Origin of the sequence: Klebsiella sp. CB_Kp196 (assembly GCF_040061575.1) — a bacterium.
Classification (GTDB): domain Bacteria; phylum Pseudomonadota; class Gammaproteobacteria; order Enterobacterales; family Enterobacteriaceae; genus Klebsiella; species Klebsiella michiganensis.
In genome coordinates this window covers 21,147-41,535 of sequence record NZ_JBEAFH010000051.1, presented here as the reverse complement: position 1 = coordinate 41,535, position 20,389 = coordinate 21,147, and the positions used below count along the sequence as shown (strand labels likewise).

Genomic DNA, 20,389 nt, shown 5'->3' with positions numbered 1-20,389 from the left:
AAAAACACTATATCGTAAATAAAACAACACACCACTGGTGATGCAGGTTATATCAGGAATACGGTAAATTCAGGATAATGTTTCACGTCTGGCGCTTTTAGGGCGGAAAGCTGCTACTACTTCGCCGTTTGTTTCCACATAAGGCCCCTCAAGCAGTTGTACACAATACGGTACACTCGCGAAAACGCCGTGCACCAGCACGTTACCTTCCGCATCTTTCACACCTTCCAGCGTTTCCTCAATCGCCTTTGGCTGCCCGGGCAGGTTAAGGATCAGCGCCTGCTTGCGGATAACGCCAACCTGACGAGAAAGAATGGCCGTCGGCACAAAGTGCAGGCTCACCTGGCGCATTTGCTCACCAAAGCCGGGCATCACCCGATCGGCAATCGCCAGCGTCGCATCCGGGGTGACATCACGGCGGGCCGGGCCCGTGCCGCCTGTAGTCAGGACCAGATGGCAGCCCATTTCATCGACCAGTTCACAGAGGGTTTGCTCGATAATAACCTGTTCATCCGGGATCAAGCGGGTTTGCAATTCGAAAGGCGTGGAGAGCGCACGGGCCAGCCACGCTTCAAGCGCGGGAATGCCTTTATCCTGATAGACGCCGCTGGAGGCGCGATCGGAAATGGAAACTAAGCCGATTCGTAAGGTGTTCATGATTATTCCGTTCAAACAGTATTAATAGACAGAATAATACACCGAGGGGAGCAAGGCAGACAGTTTAATGTGGCCGACGGACGCCGGCCACATGGGGGATTACAGCAGATCGCCGATCATTTTTTCCAGTTTTTCCTGGTCGATCGCAAACTTGCGGATGCCTTCCGCCAGTTTATCTACCGCCATCGGATCCTGGTTGTGCTGCCACAGGAATTCAGATTCGGTGATACGCGCCGGACGCGCTTTAACTTCGCCGCTGAAGGCCAGTTTGCGTTCGATGGCGCCTTCGCTTTCCGCCAGCTCTTTCAGCAGCGCAGGAGCGATAGTCAGACGGTCACAGCCGGCCAGTTCGAGGATCTCGCCGAGGTTACGGAAGCTTGCGCCCATAACCACCGTTTCGTAACCGTGCTGTTTGTAGTATTCGTAGATTTCGCTTACGGACACCACGCCCGGATCTTCTGTCGGCGCGTACTCTTTCTTATCGGTGTTGGCTTTGTACCAGTCGAGGATACGACCAACGAACGGAGAAATCAGGAATACGCCCGCTTCCGCACAGGCACGCGCCTGAGCGAAGGAGAACAGCAGCGTCAGGTTACAGTTGATGCCTTCTTTTTCCAGCTGCTCAGCGGCGCGAATGCCCTGCCAGGTAGAAGCCAGTTTAATCAGAATGCGATCGTTGCCGATGCCAGCATCGTTGTACAGTTTGATGAGGCGCTTAGCTTTGGCGATAGAAGCCTCGGTGTCATAGGACAGGCGAGCATCAACTTCGGTGGAAATACGGCCAGGGATCAGCTTAAGAATTTCGAGACCAATGTTCACCGCCAGCTTATCGGAAGCATCGATAATCTGCTGCGCGCGGTCGCTGCTCTGGCCGCGAGCCCAGGCAACGGCGTCATCAATCAGCTTACGGTACTCAGGGATCTGAGCCGCGCCGAGAATCAAAGAAGGGTTAGTCGTGGCGTCCTGAGGCTGATACAGCTTCATTGCCGCGATATCTCCGGTATCAGCTACGACAGTGGTGTACTGACGCAGAGAAGTCAATTTATCCGTCATGATAGTGTTTCTCTTAAACAGCAGTTAAGGGGATGTAACCGGTCTGCCAAGATGATAACACGCTGCCGGGGCAGCGCAACCGCCTACAATGCATGAGCGCAGAGTGTGATAAACTGGGCCAATTAATTCCCTGAACACTAAAGGATTGTCACTGGATTGGTAGCGCTTACACTCGCGCACCGATATGGGCAAGAGGATGCTTGATGCCTGATTTTCTGTCGTTTATCAATGAAATACTCTGGGGCTCGGTAATGATTTATCTGTTACTGGGCGCTGGAGTTTGGTTTACCTGGCGAACAAAATATATTCAGTTCCGTTATATCCGCCAGTTTAGCAGAAGTCTGAAAAAGAGCCTTCAGCCGCAGCCCGGCGGGTTAACCTCTTTTCAGGCGCTCTGTATGAGTCTGGCGGCGCGCGTGGGCAGCGGCAATATGGCAGGCGTGGCGCTGGCCATTGCCGCAGGTGGCCCCGGCGCCGTTTTCTGGATGTGGGTCTCGGCGCTGCTCGGCATGGCCAGCAGTTTCGCCGAATGTTCTCTCGCGCAGCTTTATAAAGAGCGCGACTCCCGCGGGCACTTTCGCGGTGGCCCGGCCTGGTATATGGCCCGGGGACTCGGCATGCGCTGGATGGGCGTGCTGTTTTCTATTCTTCTCCTGCTGGCCTACGGCGTCATCTTTAATACCGTACAAGCCAACTCCGTTGCCCATGCCATGGAGTATGCGTTTCGTTTACCCGATGTTATCACCGGCGGCGTGCTGGCGGCGCTGACCCTGCTGGTCATCGTTCGCGGGATTCGCGGCGTAGCGCGGCTGATGCAGTGGCTCGTGCCGCTTATGGCTTTATTGTGGGTGCTGACCAGCCTGATTATCGGCCTGTGGCATATCACCGCCCTGCCGACGATTTTTGAAATCATTTTCCGCTGCGCTTTCGGCTGGCAAGAGGCCGCTGCGGGCGCGGTGGGCTACACCATCAGCCAGGCGCTCACCAGCGGCTTTCAGCGCGGGATGTTTTCCAATGAAGCGGGTATGGGTTCGACGCCAAATTCCGCCGCCGCTGCCGCCTCCTGGCCCCCTCATCCCGCGGCGCAGGGGATCGTACAAATGATTGGCGTCTTTATTGATACCATCGTGATCTGTACCGCCAGCGCAGTGATCATCATGCTGGCGCCGCGAGACGGCAACGAAGAAGCGGCAAGCGGCATTCAGGCTATCCAGCATTCGATGAGCAACCTCGTCGGCGACTGGGGTTCCAGCTTTGTCGCTTTTATCGTGCTGCTGTTCGCCTTCAGTTCGATCGTCGCAAACTATATCTATGCCGAAAATAATCTCATTTTTCTCCGCATGGATAGCCTGCGTAACATCTGGCTGCTGCGTCTGCTCACGCTGTGTATGGTCGTCACCGGCGCGATGGTCAGCCTACCGGTGGTCTGGCAGATGGCGGATATCATCATGGCGCTGATGGCTATAACTAACCTGACGGCTATCCTGCTGCTGTCGCCGACGGTGCGGATCATTGCCAGCGATTATCTGCGACAGCGGAAGCTGGGCCAGCGGCCGGAATTTGACGTCACCCGCTACCCTGAAATTCATCAGCAGCTGGTACCGGGAACATGGGACAACCTGCCGCGCGAATAGCGCGGCAATCGCAGCTATCGATCCTCTCATGACGTTTTTTTGCTAAAGTCGTCAAAAATTTCCTGTAAGGACTGGATATGCTCATTCTGATTTCACCTGCAAAAACGCTCGATTATCAAAGCCCGCTGGCAACGACGCGTTATACCCAGCCAGAGCTACTGGAACACTCTCAGGAGCTTATCGGCATTGCCCGTCAGCTGTCGGCACCGCAGATTGGTAAACTGATGGGCATCAGCGACAAGCTGGCTGACCTGAACGCGACCCGCTTTCACGACTGGCAGCCAGACTTCACCCCGGACAACGCCCGTCAGGCGATCCTGGCGTTTAAGGGTGATGTCTATACCGGCCTGCGGGCAGAGACCTTTAGCGAAGCCGATTTCGATTTTGCCCAGCAGCATCTGCGGATGCTTTCCGGCCTGTACGGCGTTCTGCGCCCGCTGGATCTGATGCAACCCTATCGTCTGGAGATGGGGATTAAGCTTGAGAACGCAAAAGGCAAAGATCTGTATCAGTATTGGGGAGACGTTATTACCGATAAGCTGAATCAGGCGTTGAAAGCCCAGGGCGACGATATCGTGGTAAATCTGGCCTCTGATGAGTACTTCAGGTCGGTGAAACCCAAACGGCTTGAGGGCCAGCTGATAAAGCCGGTATTCCTTGATGAGAAAAACGGCAAGTTTAAAGTGATCAGCTTCTACGCTAAAAAAGCGCGCGGCTTGATGAGTCGTTACATTATTGAGAATCGCTTAACGAAGCCGGAGCAGCTGACCCGCTTTGATAGCGAAGGTTATTTCTTTGACGCCGACGCTTCGGGTAACGGAGAGCTGGTCTTTAAACGCCACGAGCAGTAAAAAACCGCTTCCCTGCCGCCAATCACGCAGCAGGGAAGCGCTGATTCAGACTTAGCCCATCATCAGCTTACGCAGCGCGGCAAAATCGGCCGGCAGATTATGCGACAGCAGCGGCAGATCGGCGCGATCGGCCAGCTCTTTCGGCAGCGGCAGCGTCTCTTGCAGAATCTCTTCCACGCTCTCTTTAAACTTCGCCGGATGCGCCGTGCCGAGGAACAGGCCATACTCACCCGCCTGCAGCTGGTCGCGCAGCGCGCGATAAGCAATCGCCGCATGCGGTTCTGAGGTGTAGCCGATAGCCTTCAGCTCACGCATGGTCTCTTTGGTGGTTTCATCATCCACCGCCGCGTAGCCGAGCTCGTTCAGGCGCCAGGTTTTACGACGGAACAGCTCTTCCACGCGCGGCCAGTTGTTCGGCTGGCTGACGTCCATGGCGTTAGACAGCGTGGCCTGGGTTGCTTTCGGCGACCAGTTACCGTCCTGCAGGAAGCGCGGCACGGTGTCGTTGGCGTTAGTCGCCGCAATAAAGCGTTTGATTGGCAGACCCAGAGATTTGGCCAGCAGGCCGGCGGTCAGATCGCCAAAGTTACCGCTGGGTACCGAGATAACCAGCTGGTTACGGGCTTCCTGAGGCAGCTGAGCCACGGCTTCAAAGTAGTAGCAAATCTGCGCCAGCAGGCGGCTGATATTGATTGAGTTAGCCGAGTTAAGACCCAGCGCAGCTTTCAGCTCTTCATCATCAAAGGCCTGTTTAACCAGCGCCTGGCAGGCGTCAAAGTCGCCGTCGATAGCCACAGTTTCAATGTTACCGCCGAGAGTGCAGAACAGCTTTTCCTGCAGCGGGCTGATTTTGCCGCGCGGATAGAGAATGACCACTTTGACGTTTGGCAGGCCATAAAACGCGTGCGCAACCGCCGCGCCGGTGTCGCCGGAGGTGGCCGTCAGAATAGTGACCGGTTTGTCGCCTGCGATATGGGTGAGCATCTGCGCCATAAAACGGCCGCCGAAGTCTTTAAACGCCAGAGTCGGGCCGTGGAACAGTTCGAGGCAGCCGACGTCGTCCTGCACTTTGCTGACCGGCGCCGGGAAGGTAAAGGCGTTGCCGATGCGCTCTTGCAGAACGCCCTGCGGGATCTCATCGCCGATAAATGCCGACAGGATTTTTGCGCTACGCGACACAAAGTCCTGCTGCAGCATCTCGTCGATTTCAGTCAGGCTGAATTCCGGCAGATCGTGCGGGAAGAACAGCCCCTGATGTTTGCCAAGCCCCTGCGTGACGGCCTGCGCAAAGCTGACCTGTTCGTTATGATCTTTTAAGTTATAGAGTTTCATTGGTTATCCCACTACTCGAGCGCCCGCCGTGTCCAGCCGGCAAATATGAACGAAGCCTTCCTGATTTTGCAGATAGTGCGTAGCCAGCCAGTCGGCGACGCGCTGCGCGGTTTCCGGTTTATCGCATAGTGCAAACAACGTTGGACCGGAACCGGAAATGCCGCACGCCTGCGCGCCAATTTCCATTGCTGCCTGACGCGCTTCGCTGAAGCCCGGCAGTAGTTTGGTACGATACGGTTCGGCAATCACATCTTTCATCAATTTCGCCGCCAGCTGAGGCTGGCGGGAATAGCAGGCATGAATAAAGCCCGCCAGATGACGACCGTGGGCAATACAGTCCTGACGGCGATACTGCGCCGGCAAAATTGCCCGCGCCTCCGCGGTGGAGACCTTAATACCCGGATAGGCCAGCACCCACAGCCACTCGTCGAAGGCCGGAATCTGCTGGCTGATGATGCCGTTTTCCTCAAGCATCAATTGTATCCCGCCCAGATAGCACGGCGCGACGTTATCGTAATGGATACTGCCGGAAATCCGCCCTTCCATCTCGCCCATCAGCGCCAGCATTCGGCTCTCACTGAGCGGCTTGCCGCAGAACTCGTTCATCGCGACCAGCGCGGCGACGACGGAACAGGCGCTGGAACCCAGGCCGGAACCAATCGGCATGTTTTTTTCCAGGGTCATCGCCACCGGTACCTTCTTGCCAATCTCCTGGCAAAAACGCTCCCAGCATTGATAGACGATATTTTCCTGCGGCGCCGTCGGCAGTTTGCTGGCGAAGCGACCCACGTTTTGCAGGCTAAAGCTCGTCGCCGCCTCAACCGAGACATTGTCCCCCAGCAGCGTGCCGTCAACCGGCGTTACCGCCGCGCCCAGCACGTCAAACCCGACGCTCATATTAGCACTGGAAGCCGGGGCATATACTTTGACCATCTTAAACTCCTAACTTCCATGACAGGGTACGCAGCAGGTCGGCGAAAACGCCAGCCGCCGTCACATCGTTACCCGCACCATAACCGCGCAGCACCAGCGGCAGCGGCTGGTAATAGTGGCTATAGAACGCCAGCGCATTCTCGCCGTTTTTCACTTTAAACAGCGGATCGTTGCCATCAACCGCGGCGATTTTCACGCGGCAGGTGCCATCCTCTTCGATATTACCGACATAGCGCAAGACCTTGCCTTCATCGCGCGCTTTTGAGACCCGCGAGGCAAACTCGTCATCCAGAGAAGGCAGGCGTGCCATAAAGCTGTCGACATCGCCGCTGGCGTCAAAACCCGCCGGTAGCGCCGGCTCTACGATAATGTCAGACAGCTCCAGTTCGCGCCCGGTTTCACGTGCGAGGATCAGTAGCTTACGCGCGACATCCACCCCGGAAAGATCGTCGCGCGGATCCGGTTCGGTATAGCCCATTTCACGCGCCAGCTTCGTCGCCGCGGAGAAGCTTACGCCTTCGTCCAGCTTACCGAAGATAAATGACAGCGAGCCGGACAGAATACCGGAGAAGCGCAGCAGCTCATCGCCGGCGTTCAGCAGATTTTGCAGGTTTTCGATTACCGGCAGCCCCGCGCCGACGTTGGTATCGTATAAAAACTTACGTCGTGAGCTGCTCGCGGCATGACGCAGCTGATGATAGTAATCCAGCGATGAGGTATTGGCCTTTTTGTTCGGCGTTACCACGTGGAAACCTTCGCGCAGGAAATCGGCGTACTGATCGGCCACCGCCTGGCTGGAGGTACAGTCGACAATCACCGGGTTCAGCAGATGGTACTCTTTCACCAGACGAATAAGTCGTCCCAGGTTGAACGCCTCTTTGGCTTCCGCCAGCTCATCGCGCCAGTGTTCAAGGTTCAGGCCGTGTACGTTGGTCAGCAAGGCGCGCGAGTTAGCCACCCCGCAAACGCGGAGGTCGATATGTTTACTCTTCAACCAGCTCTGCTGGCGCTTGATCTGTTCGATCAGCGCGCCGCCGACGCCGCCGATGCCAATGACAAACACTTCAATCACCTGATCGGTATTGAACAGCATCTGGTGGGTCACGCGAACGCCGGTGGTCGCATCATCGTTGCTCACGACAACGGAAATAGAGCGCTCGGAAGAACCCTGGGCAATCGCCACAATGTTGATATTGGCGCGCGCCAGCGCAGCGAAGAATTTAGCGGAAATCCCACGCAGGGTGCGCATACCATCGCCGACAACCGAAATAATCGCCAGGCGTTCCATGATCGACAGCGGCTCAAGCAGCCCCTCTTTCAGCTCCAGATAAAATTCATCTTCCATTACCCGCTTCGCCCGAGCGCAATCGCTCTGCGGCACGCAGAAGCTGATGCTGTATTCGGAAGAGGACTGGGTGATAAGAACAACGGAGATTCCCGCGCGGGACATAGTGGCGAACACGCGCGCCGCCATGCCAACCATCCCCTTCATCCCCGGCCCGGAGACGTTGAACATCGCCATATTGTTGAGATTAGAGATACCTTTCACCGGCAGATCGTCTTCATCGCTGCTGCCGCCGATAAGCGTACCCGGCGCCTGCGGATTACCGGTATTTTTGATTAAACAGGGGATCTGGAACTGGGCGATGGGGGCGATAGTACGCGGGTGCAAAACTTTGGCGCCGAAGTAGGAGAGCTCCATAGCTTCCTGATAGGACATCGACTTCAGCAAACGCGCATCCGGCACCTGACGCGGGTCGCAGGTATAAACGCCGTCAACGTCGGTCCAGATTTCACAGCAGTCGGCGCGCAGGCAGGCGGCCAGCACCGCTGCGGAGTAGTCAGAGCCGTTACGGCCCAGCACCACCAGTTCGCCCTTTTCGTTACCGGCGGTAAAGCCCGCCATCAGCACCATATGGTCAGCCGGGATCTGGCTGGCGGCAATGCGGCGGGTCGACTCGGCGATGTCCACGGTGGATTCGAGGTAATGGCCAACGGCAAGCAGTTTTTCAACCGGATTAATCACCGTGACGTTATGACCGCGCGCTTCCAGTAAGCCGGCCATAATAGCGATGGAGAGCTTTTCTCCCCGGCAGATCAGAGACGCATTGACGCTATCCGGGCACTGTCCGAGCAGGCTAATACCGTGCAGGACGTGTTTGATTTGCGCAAACTCCTGCTCGACAAACATTTTCAACTGAGCGTGCGGAAAGCCCGGCTGGGCATCGGCGAGGCCTTGCAGAAGTTCGGCGAAAATGCGTTCGGCATCAGCGATATTAGTCAGCGCATCCTGCCCGCCAATGGTTTTTTCGATCATCGCAACCAGATGGTTAGTGATCTTCGCCGGGGCAGACAGTACGGTCGCTACCTGCCCCTGCCTGGCATTACTCTCCAGAATATCGGCAACACGCAGAAAACGTTCTGCATTTGCCACTGATGTACCGCCGAACTTCAACACACGCATGGTTATGACCCCTTGATTTTTTATCGAAAAAAAAGCCCGCACTGTTCAGGTGCGGGCTTTTTTCTGTGTTTCCTGTACGCGTCAGCCCGCACCGTTACCTGTGGTAATAGTGGTGGTGATAATCGTGGTGATCATGCCGATGCGATTCATGGATGTTGTGTACTCTGTAATTTTTATCTGTCTGTGTCCTGTGCCTATATTGGTTAAAGTATCTGTCGACTTAAGTCAACGAATTTCTACTTTTAGCCCTTTTTTTCACACCTGGCCAATACGCCATAGCAACCTGACAATTCATCCGGATTTACGCATCCAGACGCCAATAATTAGCACATAAGACCATATGAAAATAATATGACAGCATTTTACCCTGGGAGGTTTTTTTCAATATCGTGCAGTAAACGATGCAGCATGGCGGTGTCTCGCTGCTGCAAAAGTCCTATCCGCTGCTCCAGCCAGTCGGACAGTTTTACATCGTCACCCGCGCCGAGGCGGTTAAGCAGATCGCGCGTTCGCAGGCGTAACGCCTGCAGCTGATTACCATCTGCGTCGGCGGAGGTTGACGGGGCCAGTTGCAGCAATGAGCTCAGTTGGTAGCAATAGACCATCACCGACTGCCCCAGGTTTAGCGAAGGATAGTCAGCCGCCATCGGCACACCGGTCAACACATCGGCAAGGGCCAGCTCTTCATTCGTCAAACCAGAATCTTCCCGACCAAACACCAGCGCGGCATGATGCATCCACTGCGCTTTTTCTTCCAGCAGCGGCAGGAGCTGCTGCGGCGTCGCGTAGTAGTGGAAACGCGCCCGGCTGCGGGCGGTCGTGGCCACGGTAAAATCAACATCGTGCAGCGCCTGCTCCAGCGTGGCATAAGTGTTGATATTATCGAGGATATCGCCAGAACCGTGCGCGACCCAGCGCGCGGCGGGCTGCAAATGCGCCTCGCTATCGACGATACGCATGTCGCTAAACCCCATGGTTTTCATCGCTCTGGCTGCCGCCCCGACGTTTTCCGCCCGAGCCGGGGACACTAATACAATTGATAAACGCATTCGGTTTCTCTTTTACCTTTTAGGCGGTGGGAATAACGATTTTTTCCCTCATTTTACGCGCCGTGAATTTACAAATTTGCAACAAAAATCACTAAATTTGAGCTTTATCACCCATAAAAAAAACTAAACTATTCCCAAGGCACCATGACACAGAGTATGTTAACAGAACGGCTTTATCCGTATGTTTGGCAATGAAATTTACGTCCGAGTACGTTTTGAGGCTTTGGATTCACCGCGTTTATTATTTTCTCATTGCAACTAATTGAGCGAAGTATGAATTGTGAAGATGAATCCCGTTTAGATGCAATGATTTCACAAGACTGTTAACGTGCTACAATTGAACTTGATATATGTCAACGAAGCGTAGTTTTATTGGGTGTCATGCCTCACTTAGCCTGTTATGTTGCTGTTAAAATGGTTAGGATGACAGCCGTTTTTGACACCGTCGGGTCCAGAGGGAAAGTACCCACGACCAAGCTAATGATGTTGTTGACGTTGATGGAAAGTGCATCAAGAACGCAATTACGTACTTTAGTCATGTTACGCCGGGCATGTTAATTTGCGACATGCACCAGGCAGGTCAGGGACTTTGGTACTTCCTGTTTCGATTTAGTTGGCAATTTAGGTAGCAAACATGCAGACCCCGCACATTCTTATCGTTGAAGACGAGTTGGTAACACGCAACACGTTAAAAAGTATTTTCGAAGCAGAAGGTTATGATGTATTCGAAGCGACCGATGGCGCGGAAATGCATCAGATCCTGTCTGAAAATGATATCAACCTGGTGATCATGGATATCAACCTGCCGGGTAAAAATGGTCTCCTGTTAGCACGCGAACTGCGTGAGCAGGCGGACGTCGCGCTGATGTTCCTCACCGGCCGCGATAACGAAGTGGATAAAATCCTTGGCCTCGAAATTGGCGCCGATGATTATATCACTAAACCGTTCAACCCACGTGAACTGACGATCCGCGCGCGCAACCTGCTCTCCCGTACCATGAACCTGGGTACCGTGAGCGAAGAGCGCCGTAGCGTGGAAAGCTATAAGTTCAACGGCTGGGAGCTGGATATCAATAGCCGCTCGCTGGTAAGCCCCAATGGTGAGCAGTACAAGCTGCCGCGCAGTGAATTCCGCGCCATGCTGCACTTCTGCGAAAATCCGGGCAAAATCCAGTCGCGTGCGGAACTGCTGAAGAAAATGACCGGCCGTGAGCTGAAGCCGCACGACCGTACCGTGGACGTGACCATCCGTCGCATTCGTAAGCATTTTGAATCCACTCCGGACACCCCGGAAATTATCGCCACCATCCATGGCGAGGGGTACCGCTTCTGTGGCGACCTGCAGGAATAACACCGTTTTTCTTGCTGTCATAACGTAAAAACGGCGCAATTCGCGCCGTTTTTTTATTTCCAGATCCTGAACTTATCGTCATCCTGACCAGCGTCCGGCAGCTCACCTTTTGCCTTCGGCAGAGATAACGCGTACCAGTCAACGTGGCGGGTCAGGAACATCAGCGCACTTAACGCCAGCAGCAATACGCCGGTCCCCAGCAGCAATGCGCTATCTTCCGATCGCAACAGCATCCACATAACGCCGTCCAGCAGCAGTAGCGCACAGACGAACAGTAAACTGTTACGCCAACCATTCAAGACTGCCTGAAGATACACCCCGTTGATAAGCGCGCCTAGCAGGCTGGCGGCAATCCACGATGCCGTAAAACCGATATGTTCAGACAGCGCCAGCAGCACCAGATAGAACATGACCAGCGACAGCCCCACCAGCAGATACTGCATGGGGTGCATGCGATACCGCGTTAAGCTTTCAAAAACAAAAAATGCCATAAACGTCAGCGTTATCAACAGAACGGCATATTTTGTCGCCCGATCGGTCAGCTGATATTGATCGGCGGGCGTGGTGACATTCACGTTGAAAGCGGGCAACTGACGCCACTCAATCTGCCGACCCTCAACAAAAAACTTCGCCATATTGTTGGCAAACCAGGTGCTTTGCCACTGGGCGCTATAGCCTGTTGGGCTGACTTCCCGCTTTGCAGGTAAAAAGTCACCAAGGAAACCCGGGTGCGGCCAGTTGCCGGCAAGCTGTAAGGTACTGTTGCGCCCAAGCGGAACCACCGAGAAGCTGCCGCTGCCATTCAGATTGAGCGTGAATTCAATATCCAGCGCTTTTTGTTCAGGGAGTAACAGCGGCATCGGCATATGAATGCCCTCCCCGCTATCGTCGAGACCCGGCCCAGGCTCAACGGGTAGCCTCTCGCCATTGAGCTCTGGTGACTTAATCTCGCCAATACCGCGCGCATCGCTGACGCTGACGACCAGAAACGGTCTGCCCAGCGTAATCGTCTGCTTCCTGAGCGCCTTGATGCGCGAAGGTTCAAAATGCGCTTTGACGCTGAGATTATTGTGCCAGATCTGCCCCTCATAGATACCGATTCTCCGGGATTCAACATCCTGATTACCGGTGACCGCCAGCGTCTCCGGCAGCCAGTAGTGTACCCATTGGGTTTGATATTCTACCGTTTTAGTTCCCTCAACCCGCGTTAGCGTCTCGGTCACCGGAATGGCAATCATCGGTCCGGCCAGTTTCTGCGATCCGCTGGTGCTGCTCTCCAGCGCGTCAACCACGTCGCTACGATAGTCCGCGCGTTCAACGATCAGCTGCCGGACCAGCATCAGCGGGATCGACAACAGTAAAATGCATCCCAGCAGGGTGCTCATTTTCCAGAATAGTGGTGATTTCAACATAGCCCTCTCCTTAGTGATGCGCTCACCTTAAAGGGGCCGTGTGGGGAGAGTTTGAAGCTATGTGAAGTGAGCGTGAAGTCTCAGCAAAGCGCACGCGCCGCCTTCAGGGCGATTAACCAGCTGGATATCCCCCTGATGCAGGCGCGCGACTTCACGAACAAACGCCAGCCCCAGGCCACTGCTTTTTTGCCCATTTTCACGAGGCAGAGAATAGAAACGTTCAAAAATACGCCCCAGGGCGTAGTCGGGAATGCCGCATCCCGTATCGCATACGGTTAACAGCACGCCGCCATCACGCTCTTCAGCACCAAGCAGGATTTCCCCTGCGGAAGGCGTGAAATCGATAGCATTATCAACGAGATTACCCAACGCCTGCGCCAGAAGCTCCCGATCGCCTTCAACCATCAGAGGCGTATCCTGCCAGCGCAGCGTCACTTTTTTCGCCGCCAGCGCGATCTCGCGCTCCTCGGCCAGGCGATGAAATAGCTCAGCGACGGGGACGGGACGTCGGGCGATCTCCAGCCGGTTCTCCAGCCGGGCCTGCTGGAGCAAATTTTCCACCAGCAACTGCATTCGCGCGTTCTGCGCCAGAATATTACGCGTAAAACGGGCGGCGACCTCAGGCGGAGGAGCCTCACGGAGAATTTCTGCCGCGCCGCGAATCGCCGCCAGCGGGCTCTTCAGCTCATGGGTCAGCGCATAAATATAGTTTTCAATGGCGTTTTTACCTTCAAGCTTAAGGCGCATACTCTCCAGCGCCTGCGCCAGCTTACGCAGTTCGCTGCCGCCCAGATTCGGCAGCGGAACCGGACGATCGGCGGTCACGGAGTCCGCGTAGCGAACCAGCTTGCCGATGGAAAAGTTAATCCACCATACCATCGCAGCGCCTATCAGGAGCGCGATCCCCAGCAGCGCCCCGCCGGCCCACAGAATACGCCGCTCGCTGCGTTTAATGACCGGCGCCATGGCCAGATTGGGTTTCCCGACGCTTAGCACGCCAATGATTCGGCCGCTGTCAGTCACCGGCGCGGCAATATACATCACCGAGCTGTTATCATCGTTCGGATCGCTGCGCGTGCTGCGCGCGCCGTATTGCCCGCGTAAAGTGAGCCAGACATCGTTCCAGCGCGAGTAGTCTTGCCCCAGCGCACTGTCCGCAGAATCAAACACCACCTTGCCCTGCGCATCGGTCATATAGACGTGATATTCATTGCGAACTTTATTAATGCCGGCAATGTTGGCGTTGATCGGCTGGCGATGCAGCGTTTGAAAAGCCTGGGCCAGGCGCCCGTGCTGGGGATCGGCGGAGAGTAAATCCTCGCGGGCCAGCTCGGCAAGCAGGGTAGCCGTATCAATCAGCGTCCCTTCGGTTGCCCGCCGGACCCCGGGTTTAATCTCCTGAACGAAGATGGAAAGCACAAACCAGGCCGCGATCGCCACAATCAAAAAGTAGCCCATCAGCAGCCGCATACCGATGCGCATCAGAAGCCTCCAAGGCTGTATCCCATGCCGCGGTGCGTATTGATGGGGGAGATGTCAGGGTTCACTTCTCGCAGCTTAGCGCGCAGCGTTTTGATATGAGTATCCACGGTACGATCGAAGCTCTCGTTCGCATCGCCCCATACCTGCTCCATCAGCAGCTGGCGGGAAAAAATGCGCCCCGGAGAGTGCAGTAGCGTTTTTAATAATAAAAACTCATAGCGGGTCAGATTCAGGCTCTGACCGCACCAGGTGACCCGAGCCGCGGCGTCGTTCAATGTGAACTCCCCCACGCGCAAGAGCGGTGGAGGGGCGGCGAACTTCTGCAGCCGCCGCAGAACGGTGCGAACTCTGGCGCAAACTTCACGAGGGGAAAATGGCTTGGCAATATAGTCATCAGCGCCGATTTCCAGGCCAAGCAGCTTATCCACCTCTTCGCTGCGGGCCGTCAGGAACAGCACCGGCAGCGCCGGGTAGCGAGCAAGCAGCCGCCGACAGAGCTCAAACCCGCTGATATCCGGCAGCCCGACGTCGAGAATCGCCAGGTCGGGTTGGTGGTGATGTGCCGCATCGAGCGCCGGCAGCCCGCGCTCGAACGCCGTAACGATAAATCCTTCCTGCTGCAGCTGGTAGACGAGCGTATCGGCGATGCTCATCTCATCTTCCACCAACCAGATCCGCGGTTGTTGCATCGGCGTTCCCTGTTATTTATTCCATGGCATAATCGGCACCGCGCTAATCGCGTTCTTCGGCGAGCCATCGACGATTTTATCCGAATAGGTCAGATAGACCAGCGCATTGCGTTTGGCATCGTAAAAGCGCACCACCTGCAGCTTTTTAAATACCAGCGAGGTGCGTTTCTGGAACACGACATCGCCCTGCGTTTTACCGTTTTTGATTTTATCCGTCAGCTCAATCGGCCCCACCTGCTGACAGGAGATCGCAGCATCAGAGGTATCTTCCGCCAGCCCTAACCCGCCTTTAATTCCCCCGGTTTTCGCCCGGCTGATGTAGCACGTCACGTTTTGTACATCCGGGTCGTCAAAGGCCTCTACGACAATTTTATGATCCGGCCCAAGGAACTTAAACACGGTATCCACAGAGCCAATTTGCTCCGCCTGCGCCATCTGAGACCCCGCCAGTAAAAGCATACCTGCCACTAACTTCTTGTATTTCATATTGTTACCATTCTTAAAAATTTAGCTGAGTGATTATCACACATTAAGAAGAAAAGTTTTATAGATCACAGCTTTACAAAATTACCACCGATACTTCTGGAAGAATCGCATTTAAAAGCAAAAAAAACACTGAATGCTAAAACATCAAAAAATGCTATTATCCGCTACCTTTAGTATCAGGCACCTGAGTTTAAGGATGGGGATATTTTATGGATCAAGCAGGGATTATTCGCGATCTCCTTAGCTGGCTGGAAGGTCACCTGGATCAGCCACTCTCACTGGACAATGTGGCAGCGAAGGCGGGCTATTCCAAGTGGCATCTGCAAAGAATGTTCAAGGACGTGACCGGCCATGCCATTGGTGCCTATATTCGCGCCCGTCGCTTATCTAAGTCAGCGGTTGCCCTACGCCTGACCGCGCGTCCGATTCTCGATATTGCGCTGCAGTATCGCTTTGACTCGCAGCAGACTTTTACTCGCGCATTTAAAAAACAGTTCTCGTTGACGCCAGCCCTTTACCGACGCTCCCCCGACTGGAGCTCTTACGGTATGCGTCCTCCGCTGCGTCTGGGCGAGTTCACCATGCCGCAGTACGAATTCGTCACGCTGAACACCACTCAGCTGGTCGGCGTGACCCAGAGCTATACCTGCAAGCTGGAAGAGATCTCCGATTTCCGTAATCAGATGCGCGTGCAGTTCTGGCGTGAATTCCTCGCCAATACGCCGTCGATTCCTCCGACGCTGTACGGCCTGCATGAGCCGCGTCCGAGCCTCGATAAAGACGATGAGCAGGAGGTGTTTTACACCACCGCGCTGACGCCGGAGCTGGCTAACGGCCATCTGCACAACGCCCACCCGGTGACGCTGGAAGGCGGCGAATACGTGATGTTTACCTACGAAGGATTGGGCACCGGGCTACAGGAATTTATTCTGACGGTTTACGGCACCTGCATGCCGATGCTCAATCTCACTCGTCGTAAGGGCCTGGATATCGAACGCTTCTTCCCGGAAGATGAAAACCGGAATCAGGAACCGCCTATTCAGCTGCGCTGCGAATACCTGATTCCGATTCGTCGTTAACGCTGTAGCTCATCCATCGCGGGGGCATCAAGATGCGAGACATCCCCCGCGGTTTCCACGACCCATCCCGACGCCAGCCAGGGGCTTTGCTGATAGTCAACGCGAGAGATAGAGCAGTTGCGCAGACGCAGGCGACGCTCCGCATAGGCGGGCAAGCCAAGAATCGTACTCACCAGACACCCCAGCGCCATGCCGTGGCTCACCAGCAGCGGCCGGCTACCTGCGGGCAGCTCCAGACAAGAGGTCAGCGCCGCGTGCATACGGTCGCTCAGCTCCTGCATTGACTCTCCCTGCGGGATGCGCCCGTCGGGCGTACCGTTAACCAGCTGTCGACGCCAGCCCTCTTCTTCTTCGCTCAGCGAGTCGATATGGCGCTTTTCCAGCACGCCCATATCCAGCTCACGCAAGCGTGAATCGGTCATGACGCTGCATCCGCAGGCTTCAGCGATGATTTCTGCGGTACGCCGCGTCCGGCCTAAATCGCTGGCGATAATATGCGTAATCCCCAGCGTTCTGGCGCGCTCGCCTACCTGCCAGGCCTGACGCTCACCGTGGGCGGTAAGCGGACTGTCGGACTGGCCCTGAATACGTCGCTCGGCGTTCCACTGCGTTTCACCGTGGCGAACAAGGTATACCTGTAACATGCTTTATTATCCGTTATGAGCTCTTAACCATTAAGCTACAAGCATAGCCGCCTGCAACAAGAATGATTTGGAGTATACTGCGATGATGTTTAGTATTTCTGAGTTGTTTTGATTATGCACCATGTTGTCTCAGCTACCACTAATCCCGCCAAAATTCAGGCAATTCTGCAGGCTTTTAACGAGATCTTCGGCGAAGGATCCTGCCACATTGAGTCCGTCTCCGTCGAGAGCGGCGTGCCGGAACAGCCTTTCGGCAGCGACGAAACGCGCGCTGGCGCACGAAACCGCGTGGCTAACGCGCGTCGCGCGCAGCCCAATGCTGACTTCTGGGTCGCTATTGAAGCCGGCATCGATGAAGGCAGCACCTTTAGCTGGGTGACGATCGAGGACGGCAGCCTGCGCGGCGAAGCGCGCTCGGCGACCCTGCCGCTGCCGCAGGTCATTCTTGAAAAAGTCCAGGCAGGAGAAGCGCTGGGGCCGGTGATGTCTCAGTATACCGGCATCGATGAAATTGGCCGTAAAGAGGGCGCTATCGGCGTATTTACGGCCGGAAAACTGACGCGCAGCAGCGTTTATCATCAGGCCGTCGTGCTGGCGCTAAGCCCGTTTCATAACGCTATTTATCGTTAACGTTAATCAACGCCTGCTCCAGCCACAGACGCAGCTCCGGCGGGGCTGACTTCAGGCTGTTCGAACCGCGGGTAATGGTGGCGATCCCGGCGCCGAGCTCGTTTTTCAGCTCGCGCTGGCTCATCTCGCCGCGCAGCAGCTCTTCAATAATACGCACCCGCGTGCCCAGCGCCTCGCGCTCGTCGGGCGTCAGCATGAGCTGTAAAAGCGGCAGATGGAGATCGTCGGCGTACGCCTGCTGCAGGAGGGCAACAAATCGCAGCCACTCCTGATGACGCTGTTCGGCCACCGCCGCTGAATAGGGGGATTGTTGGGTCATGTTACGCCACCTGTCGAATGTACTCACTAACGAGTACAAAGCATAACATACTTCTGTCCGGACTCTACGGATTTCGGGCAACATCGCGAAATACGATGTTGCCCGACGACGGCGATATTAATAGCGCAGCTTCCACTCCGTATCGCTCAGCAGCGTCTCTTTCTGGCCCATAAAATAGCGATAGTAGGCGTCATAGGACAAAACGTTTTTCACGTAGCCGCGCGTTTCAGAGAAAGGAATGCTCTCAATAAACGCCACCGCGTCAATGCGGCCGCCGCTGTTGCCCCGCCACGTGCGCACCCGCCCGGGACCGGCGTTATAGGCCGCGGAGGCGAAGATACGGTTATTGCCAAACTGCTGGTAAACATATTGCAGATAGCTGGTACCAATGTTGATGTTCATTTCCGGATCGAGCAGCTGCGATGGACCGCTATAGCCGGGAATACTGAACATGCTCACCGTATGCGTTGCCGTCCCCGGCATAATCTGCATCAGACCGCGGGCGCCAACCGGTGAACCGGCTTTCGGGTTCCAGGCGCTCTCCTGACGCGCAATGGCCATCGCGTAGCTTTGCGGAATATCTTTACCGCTGATATAGCGGGTAAAGAGGTCGTTATAGGCCAGCGGGAAACGCTCTTCCAGCTGATCCCACAATTTACCGGCGATGGTGGCCTGGACGCTGAGATCCCACCAGTTCTGATTAAACGCGTAACGAGCCAGCTGCGCCTGCTGGTCTTTGGTCTTGCTGGTGACCAGATTGGCCCACTCGCTGCGGGCGGTGTTATCCATATTCCAGTACATCAGTTCGCGCACCCGCGCCATTTCCGGCCCCGAGGTCAGCGCCGGATCGAGGTTCGCTGGCGCTTTATCGATGCGGAACCTGTACTCCTCGCCAAGGCGCTGCGCGGCGACCATCGGATAGAAGCCGCGCTGCTGCATCAGCGAGCGGAGAATATCTTTCGCTTCGTCATCGCGCCCGCGCTCCAGCAGCAGATCGGCCTGCCAGTAGCGCCATTCGTCCTTCTCTTTCGCTTCCATCGGCAAGCGCGCCAGCCAGGTGTTCAGGCCCCGGCGGTCCCCAAGGCCCAGCGCCATACGAACCCGGCGCTCCACCAGCGAGGTGGATTGCGAACGCATGATGACATCGTCGCGCCAGATGGCCTGCTCTTCGGTCACGTCGCTGCCCATCAGGCGCCAGGCGACGATGTCCCGCAGCTCCTGAATCTGATCTTCATTGAGCTGCTGCGCCTGCGCTAATGAGGGGATCATCAGGCGCGCATTTTCCACATCCTGCCGCGCAACGCTGGCAAACGCGACCGCCGCCATCTGGCGGGTAAAATCCGTCGCGCCGGTTGTCCGGGCGAACGTCATCACGCTATTGGGATCGTTAGCCAGCGCGATGACCGCCGTCGAAATCGTTTGATAATCGGCAGGCATCTGCTGGGCCAGGACCCGCACCAGGCTGGTATTGCCCGCTTTCATCGCCAGGCGAATGCGTTCAAGGTAGGCCAGCGGATCCTGCTGGCCGGAGGCGCGCCAGGCGCCAAACAGCTGATCACAGGCGTTTGGCTGACTTTTGCCGCTCAGCCACAGCGCTTTGGCGCCGTCCCAGGCCTCCTGAGCCTGGCCGACGTTCCACTTCGCATAGTAGTAATTGCACTGCGCCTCGGTGCCGGTCGGCTTATCCGGACTGAAGGCCAGCAGGCCGCGCCAGTCGCTACGGCGCGCCAGTTCATTGACGAACCGTGATTTCAGCGAGCGCGCGGGGGGCAGCGTCGGGTTGGCGGCGATAAAGTTGGTCACCACCAGCGCCGGCTGGTTCATCAGATCGTCGGTAATCTGCCGGTACTGGAGATAAGGATAGAGCGGATAGGTCGTCAGGGTGGGCATCAGCTGATTGACGACGTCCATTTGTCGACTGTCCCACGCCTGTTTAATTTGAGCATAGCGGCTGCGCTGTTCATCCAGTGAATCCGCATGCGCCAGTTGGCTTAACGTCAGCAGACTTACGCCGGCGGCCAGAAGACGCCACGTCACAGTTTTGGCTTTTTCCACAAGCTCTTCCTCTATTCAGATACACCACAGCAGCATCATGCCGCGGGCAAAAATTTCAGGTATTACGTAGATATGCTAATCAGACAACGCGAATCGCGCCACGTCCCGGACATTTTTTTACGCTTTTGTGAATCCCATCGCCTCGCTGGGATTAAAGCGCGAAAAAGGCTACACTTCGCCTTTGAAAACTATTCACTACCCTACTCAAAATCATTCTGGCTGCATCAAGCGAGCCTGAGGGATGAAGAGTATATAAAAGAGGCGAAGTC

At 55.8% G+C, this 20,389-nt stretch carries 20 protein-coding genes and 1 other annotated feature; of the genes, 5 read left to right on the top strand and 15 right to left on the bottom strand.

Features of this window, described 5'->3' with window-relative positions:
• Window positions 1–69: 69 nt before the first annotated feature.
• Complete coding sequence (gene mog / locus ABLU87_RS17295) at window positions 70–657, bottom strand: molybdopterin adenylyltransferase (protein WP_004098459.1); 588 nt, start codon at window positions 655–657, stop codon at window positions 70–72.
• A gap of 99 nt (window positions 658–756) precedes the next feature.
• The gene (tal, locus tag ABLU87_RS17290; RefSeq protein WP_122117077.1) at window positions 757–1,710 is read right to left on the bottom strand and encodes a transaldolase; all 954 of its coding nucleotides are present in this window, start codon (window positions 1,708–1,710) and stop codon (window positions 757–759) included.
• A 203-nt stretch (window positions 1,711–1,913) separates the two neighbouring features.
• On the opposite strand from tal, the gene ABLU87_RS17285 reads away from it, so the two are divergent.
• Together ABLU87_RS17285 and yaaA are read left to right on the top strand one after the other, a co-directional pair.
• Window positions 1,914–3,344: a sodium:alanine symporter family protein gene (locus ABLU87_RS17285; protein ID WP_049069364.1), complete on the top strand. Its 1,431-nt coding sequence runs from the start codon at window positions 1,914–1,916 to the stop codon at window positions 3,342–3,344.
• Between the two features lie 77 nt (window positions 3,345–3,421).
• On the top strand, window positions 3,422–4,195 hold the full coding sequence (yaaA, locus tag ABLU87_RS17280; protein WP_004098454.1) for a peroxide stress protein YaaA: 774 nt from the start codon (window positions 3,422–3,424) through the stop codon (window positions 4,193–4,195).
• Window positions 4,196–4,246: 51 nt separating this feature from the next.
• Here the strand turns inward: yaaA and thrC are convergent, their stop codons facing one another.
• From thrC to yjjY, 6 genes are all read right to left on the bottom strand, one after another.
• Window positions 4,247–5,527, bottom strand: a complete 1,281-nt coding sequence (gene thrC, locus ABLU87_RS17275) for a threonine synthase (RefSeq protein WP_064358100.1) — start codon at window positions 5,525–5,527, stop codon at window positions 4,247–4,249.
• A gap of 3 nt (window positions 5,528–5,530) precedes the next feature.
• Entirely contained in the window at window positions 5,531–6,460 is a 930-nt protein-coding gene (gene thrB / locus ABLU87_RS17270) for a homoserine kinase (protein ID WP_064358101.1), read from the bottom strand.
• A gap of 1 nt (window position 6,461) precedes the next feature.
• Window positions 6,462–8,924 carry a bifunctional aspartate kinase/homoserine dehydrogenase I gene (thrA, locus tag ABLU87_RS17265; protein WP_014227847.1) on the bottom strand — a complete coding sequence of 821 codons (2,463 nt, stop codon included), beginning with the start codon at window positions 8,922–8,924 and terminating at the stop codon, window positions 6,462–6,464.
• Window positions 8,925–8,949: 25 nt separating this feature from the next.
• Window positions 8,950–9,067 (bottom strand) — a sequence feature (Thr leader region).
• On the bottom strand, window positions 9,006–9,074 hold the full coding sequence (gene thrL / locus ABLU87_RS17260; protein ID WP_004222578.1) for a thr operon leader peptide: 69 nt from the start codon (window positions 9,072–9,074) through the stop codon (window positions 9,006–9,008). Its footprint overlaps the feature before it by 62 nt.
• A 212-nt stretch (window positions 9,075–9,286) precedes the next feature.
• The gene (locus tag ABLU87_RS17255; RefSeq protein ID WP_009653675.1) at window positions 9,287–9,973 is read right to left on the bottom strand and encodes a tRNA/rRNA methyltransferase; all 687 of its coding nucleotides are present in this window, start codon (window positions 9,971–9,973) and stop codon (window positions 9,287–9,289) included.
• Window positions 9,974–10,371: 398 nt separating this feature from the next.
• A complete protein-coding gene (yjjY, locus tag ABLU87_RS17250) occupies window positions 10,372–10,512 on the bottom strand; it encodes a protein YjjY (protein ID WP_001541509.1) in 141 nt (46 codons plus the stop codon).
• 95 nt (window positions 10,513–10,607) lie between these two features.
• Between yjjY and arcA the strand changes: the two genes are divergently transcribed.
• Complete coding sequence (arcA, locus tag ABLU87_RS17245; protein WP_002887843.1) at window positions 10,608–11,324, top strand: two-component system response regulator ArcA; 717 nt, start codon at window positions 10,608–10,610, stop codon at window positions 11,322–11,324.
• A gap of 53 nt (window positions 11,325–11,377) precedes the next feature.
• On the opposite strand, the gene creD is transcribed toward arcA, so the two are convergent.
• From creD to creA, 4 genes are read right to left on the bottom strand one after another with little or no spacing between them, the layout of a single operon-like run.
• Window positions 11,378–12,736, bottom strand: a complete 1,359-nt coding sequence (gene creD / locus ABLU87_RS17240; protein ID WP_122117078.1) for a cell envelope integrity protein CreD — start codon at window positions 12,734–12,736, stop codon at window positions 11,378–11,380.
• 57 nt (window positions 12,737–12,793) lie between these two features.
• On the bottom strand, window positions 12,794–14,218 hold the full coding sequence (gene creC / locus ABLU87_RS17235; protein WP_122117079.1) for a two-component system sensor histidine kinase CreC: 1,425 nt from the start codon (window positions 14,216–14,218) through the stop codon (window positions 12,794–12,796).
• Window positions 14,218–14,907 carry a two-component system response regulator CreB gene (gene creB / locus ABLU87_RS17230; RefSeq protein ID WP_004098427.1) on the bottom strand — a complete coding sequence of 230 codons (690 nt, stop codon included), beginning with the start codon at window positions 14,905–14,907 and terminating at the stop codon, window positions 14,218–14,220. Before creB ends, creC begins: the two co-directional genes overlap by 1 nt.
• A gap of 12 nt (window positions 14,908–14,919) precedes the next feature.
• Window positions 14,920–15,393, bottom strand: coding sequence for a protein CreA (gene creA / locus ABLU87_RS17225; RefSeq protein ID WP_004098425.1), 474 nt, complete (start codon window positions 15,391–15,393; stop codon window positions 14,920–14,922).
• A gap of 209 nt (window positions 15,394–15,602) precedes the next feature.
• Here creA and robA point away from each other — a divergent pair, with 209 nt between their 5' ends.
• Window positions 15,603–16,472, top strand: a complete 870-nt coding sequence (gene robA / locus ABLU87_RS17220; protein WP_014227841.1) for an MDR efflux pump AcrAB transcriptional activator RobA — start codon at window positions 15,603–15,605, stop codon at window positions 16,470–16,472.
• On the opposite strand, the gene gpmB is transcribed toward robA, so the two are convergent.
• Window positions 16,469–17,116 carry a 2,3-diphosphoglycerate-dependent phosphoglycerate mutase GpmB gene (gene gpmB, locus ABLU87_RS17215; RefSeq protein ID WP_014227840.1) on the bottom strand — a complete coding sequence of 216 codons (648 nt, stop codon included), beginning with the start codon at window positions 17,114–17,116 and terminating at the stop codon, window positions 16,469–16,471. The two genes, robA and gpmB, sit on opposite strands and share 4 nt — an antisense overlap.
• Window positions 17,117–17,230: 114 nt before the next feature.
• Between gpmB and yjjX the strand changes: the two genes are divergently transcribed.
• Entirely contained in the window at window positions 17,231–17,746 is a 516-nt protein-coding gene (gene yjjX / locus ABLU87_RS17210) for an inosine/xanthosine triphosphatase (protein WP_014837357.1), read from the top strand.
• Here the strand turns inward: yjjX and trpR are convergent.
• Both trpR and sltY read right to left on the bottom strand, forming a co-directional pair.
• Window positions 17,733–18,065 carry a trp operon repressor gene (trpR, locus tag ABLU87_RS17205; protein ID WP_004098417.1) on the bottom strand — a complete coding sequence of 111 codons (333 nt, stop codon included), beginning with the start codon at window positions 18,063–18,065 and terminating at the stop codon, window positions 17,733–17,735. The two genes, yjjX and trpR, sit on opposite strands and share 14 nt — an antisense overlap.
• Before the next feature lie 117 nt (window positions 18,066–18,182).
• Entirely contained in the window at window positions 18,183–20,120 is a 1,938-nt protein-coding gene (gene sltY / locus ABLU87_RS17200) for a murein transglycosylase (protein ID WP_103814851.1), read from the bottom strand.
• Between the last annotated feature and the right edge of the window lie 269 nt (window positions 20,121–20,389).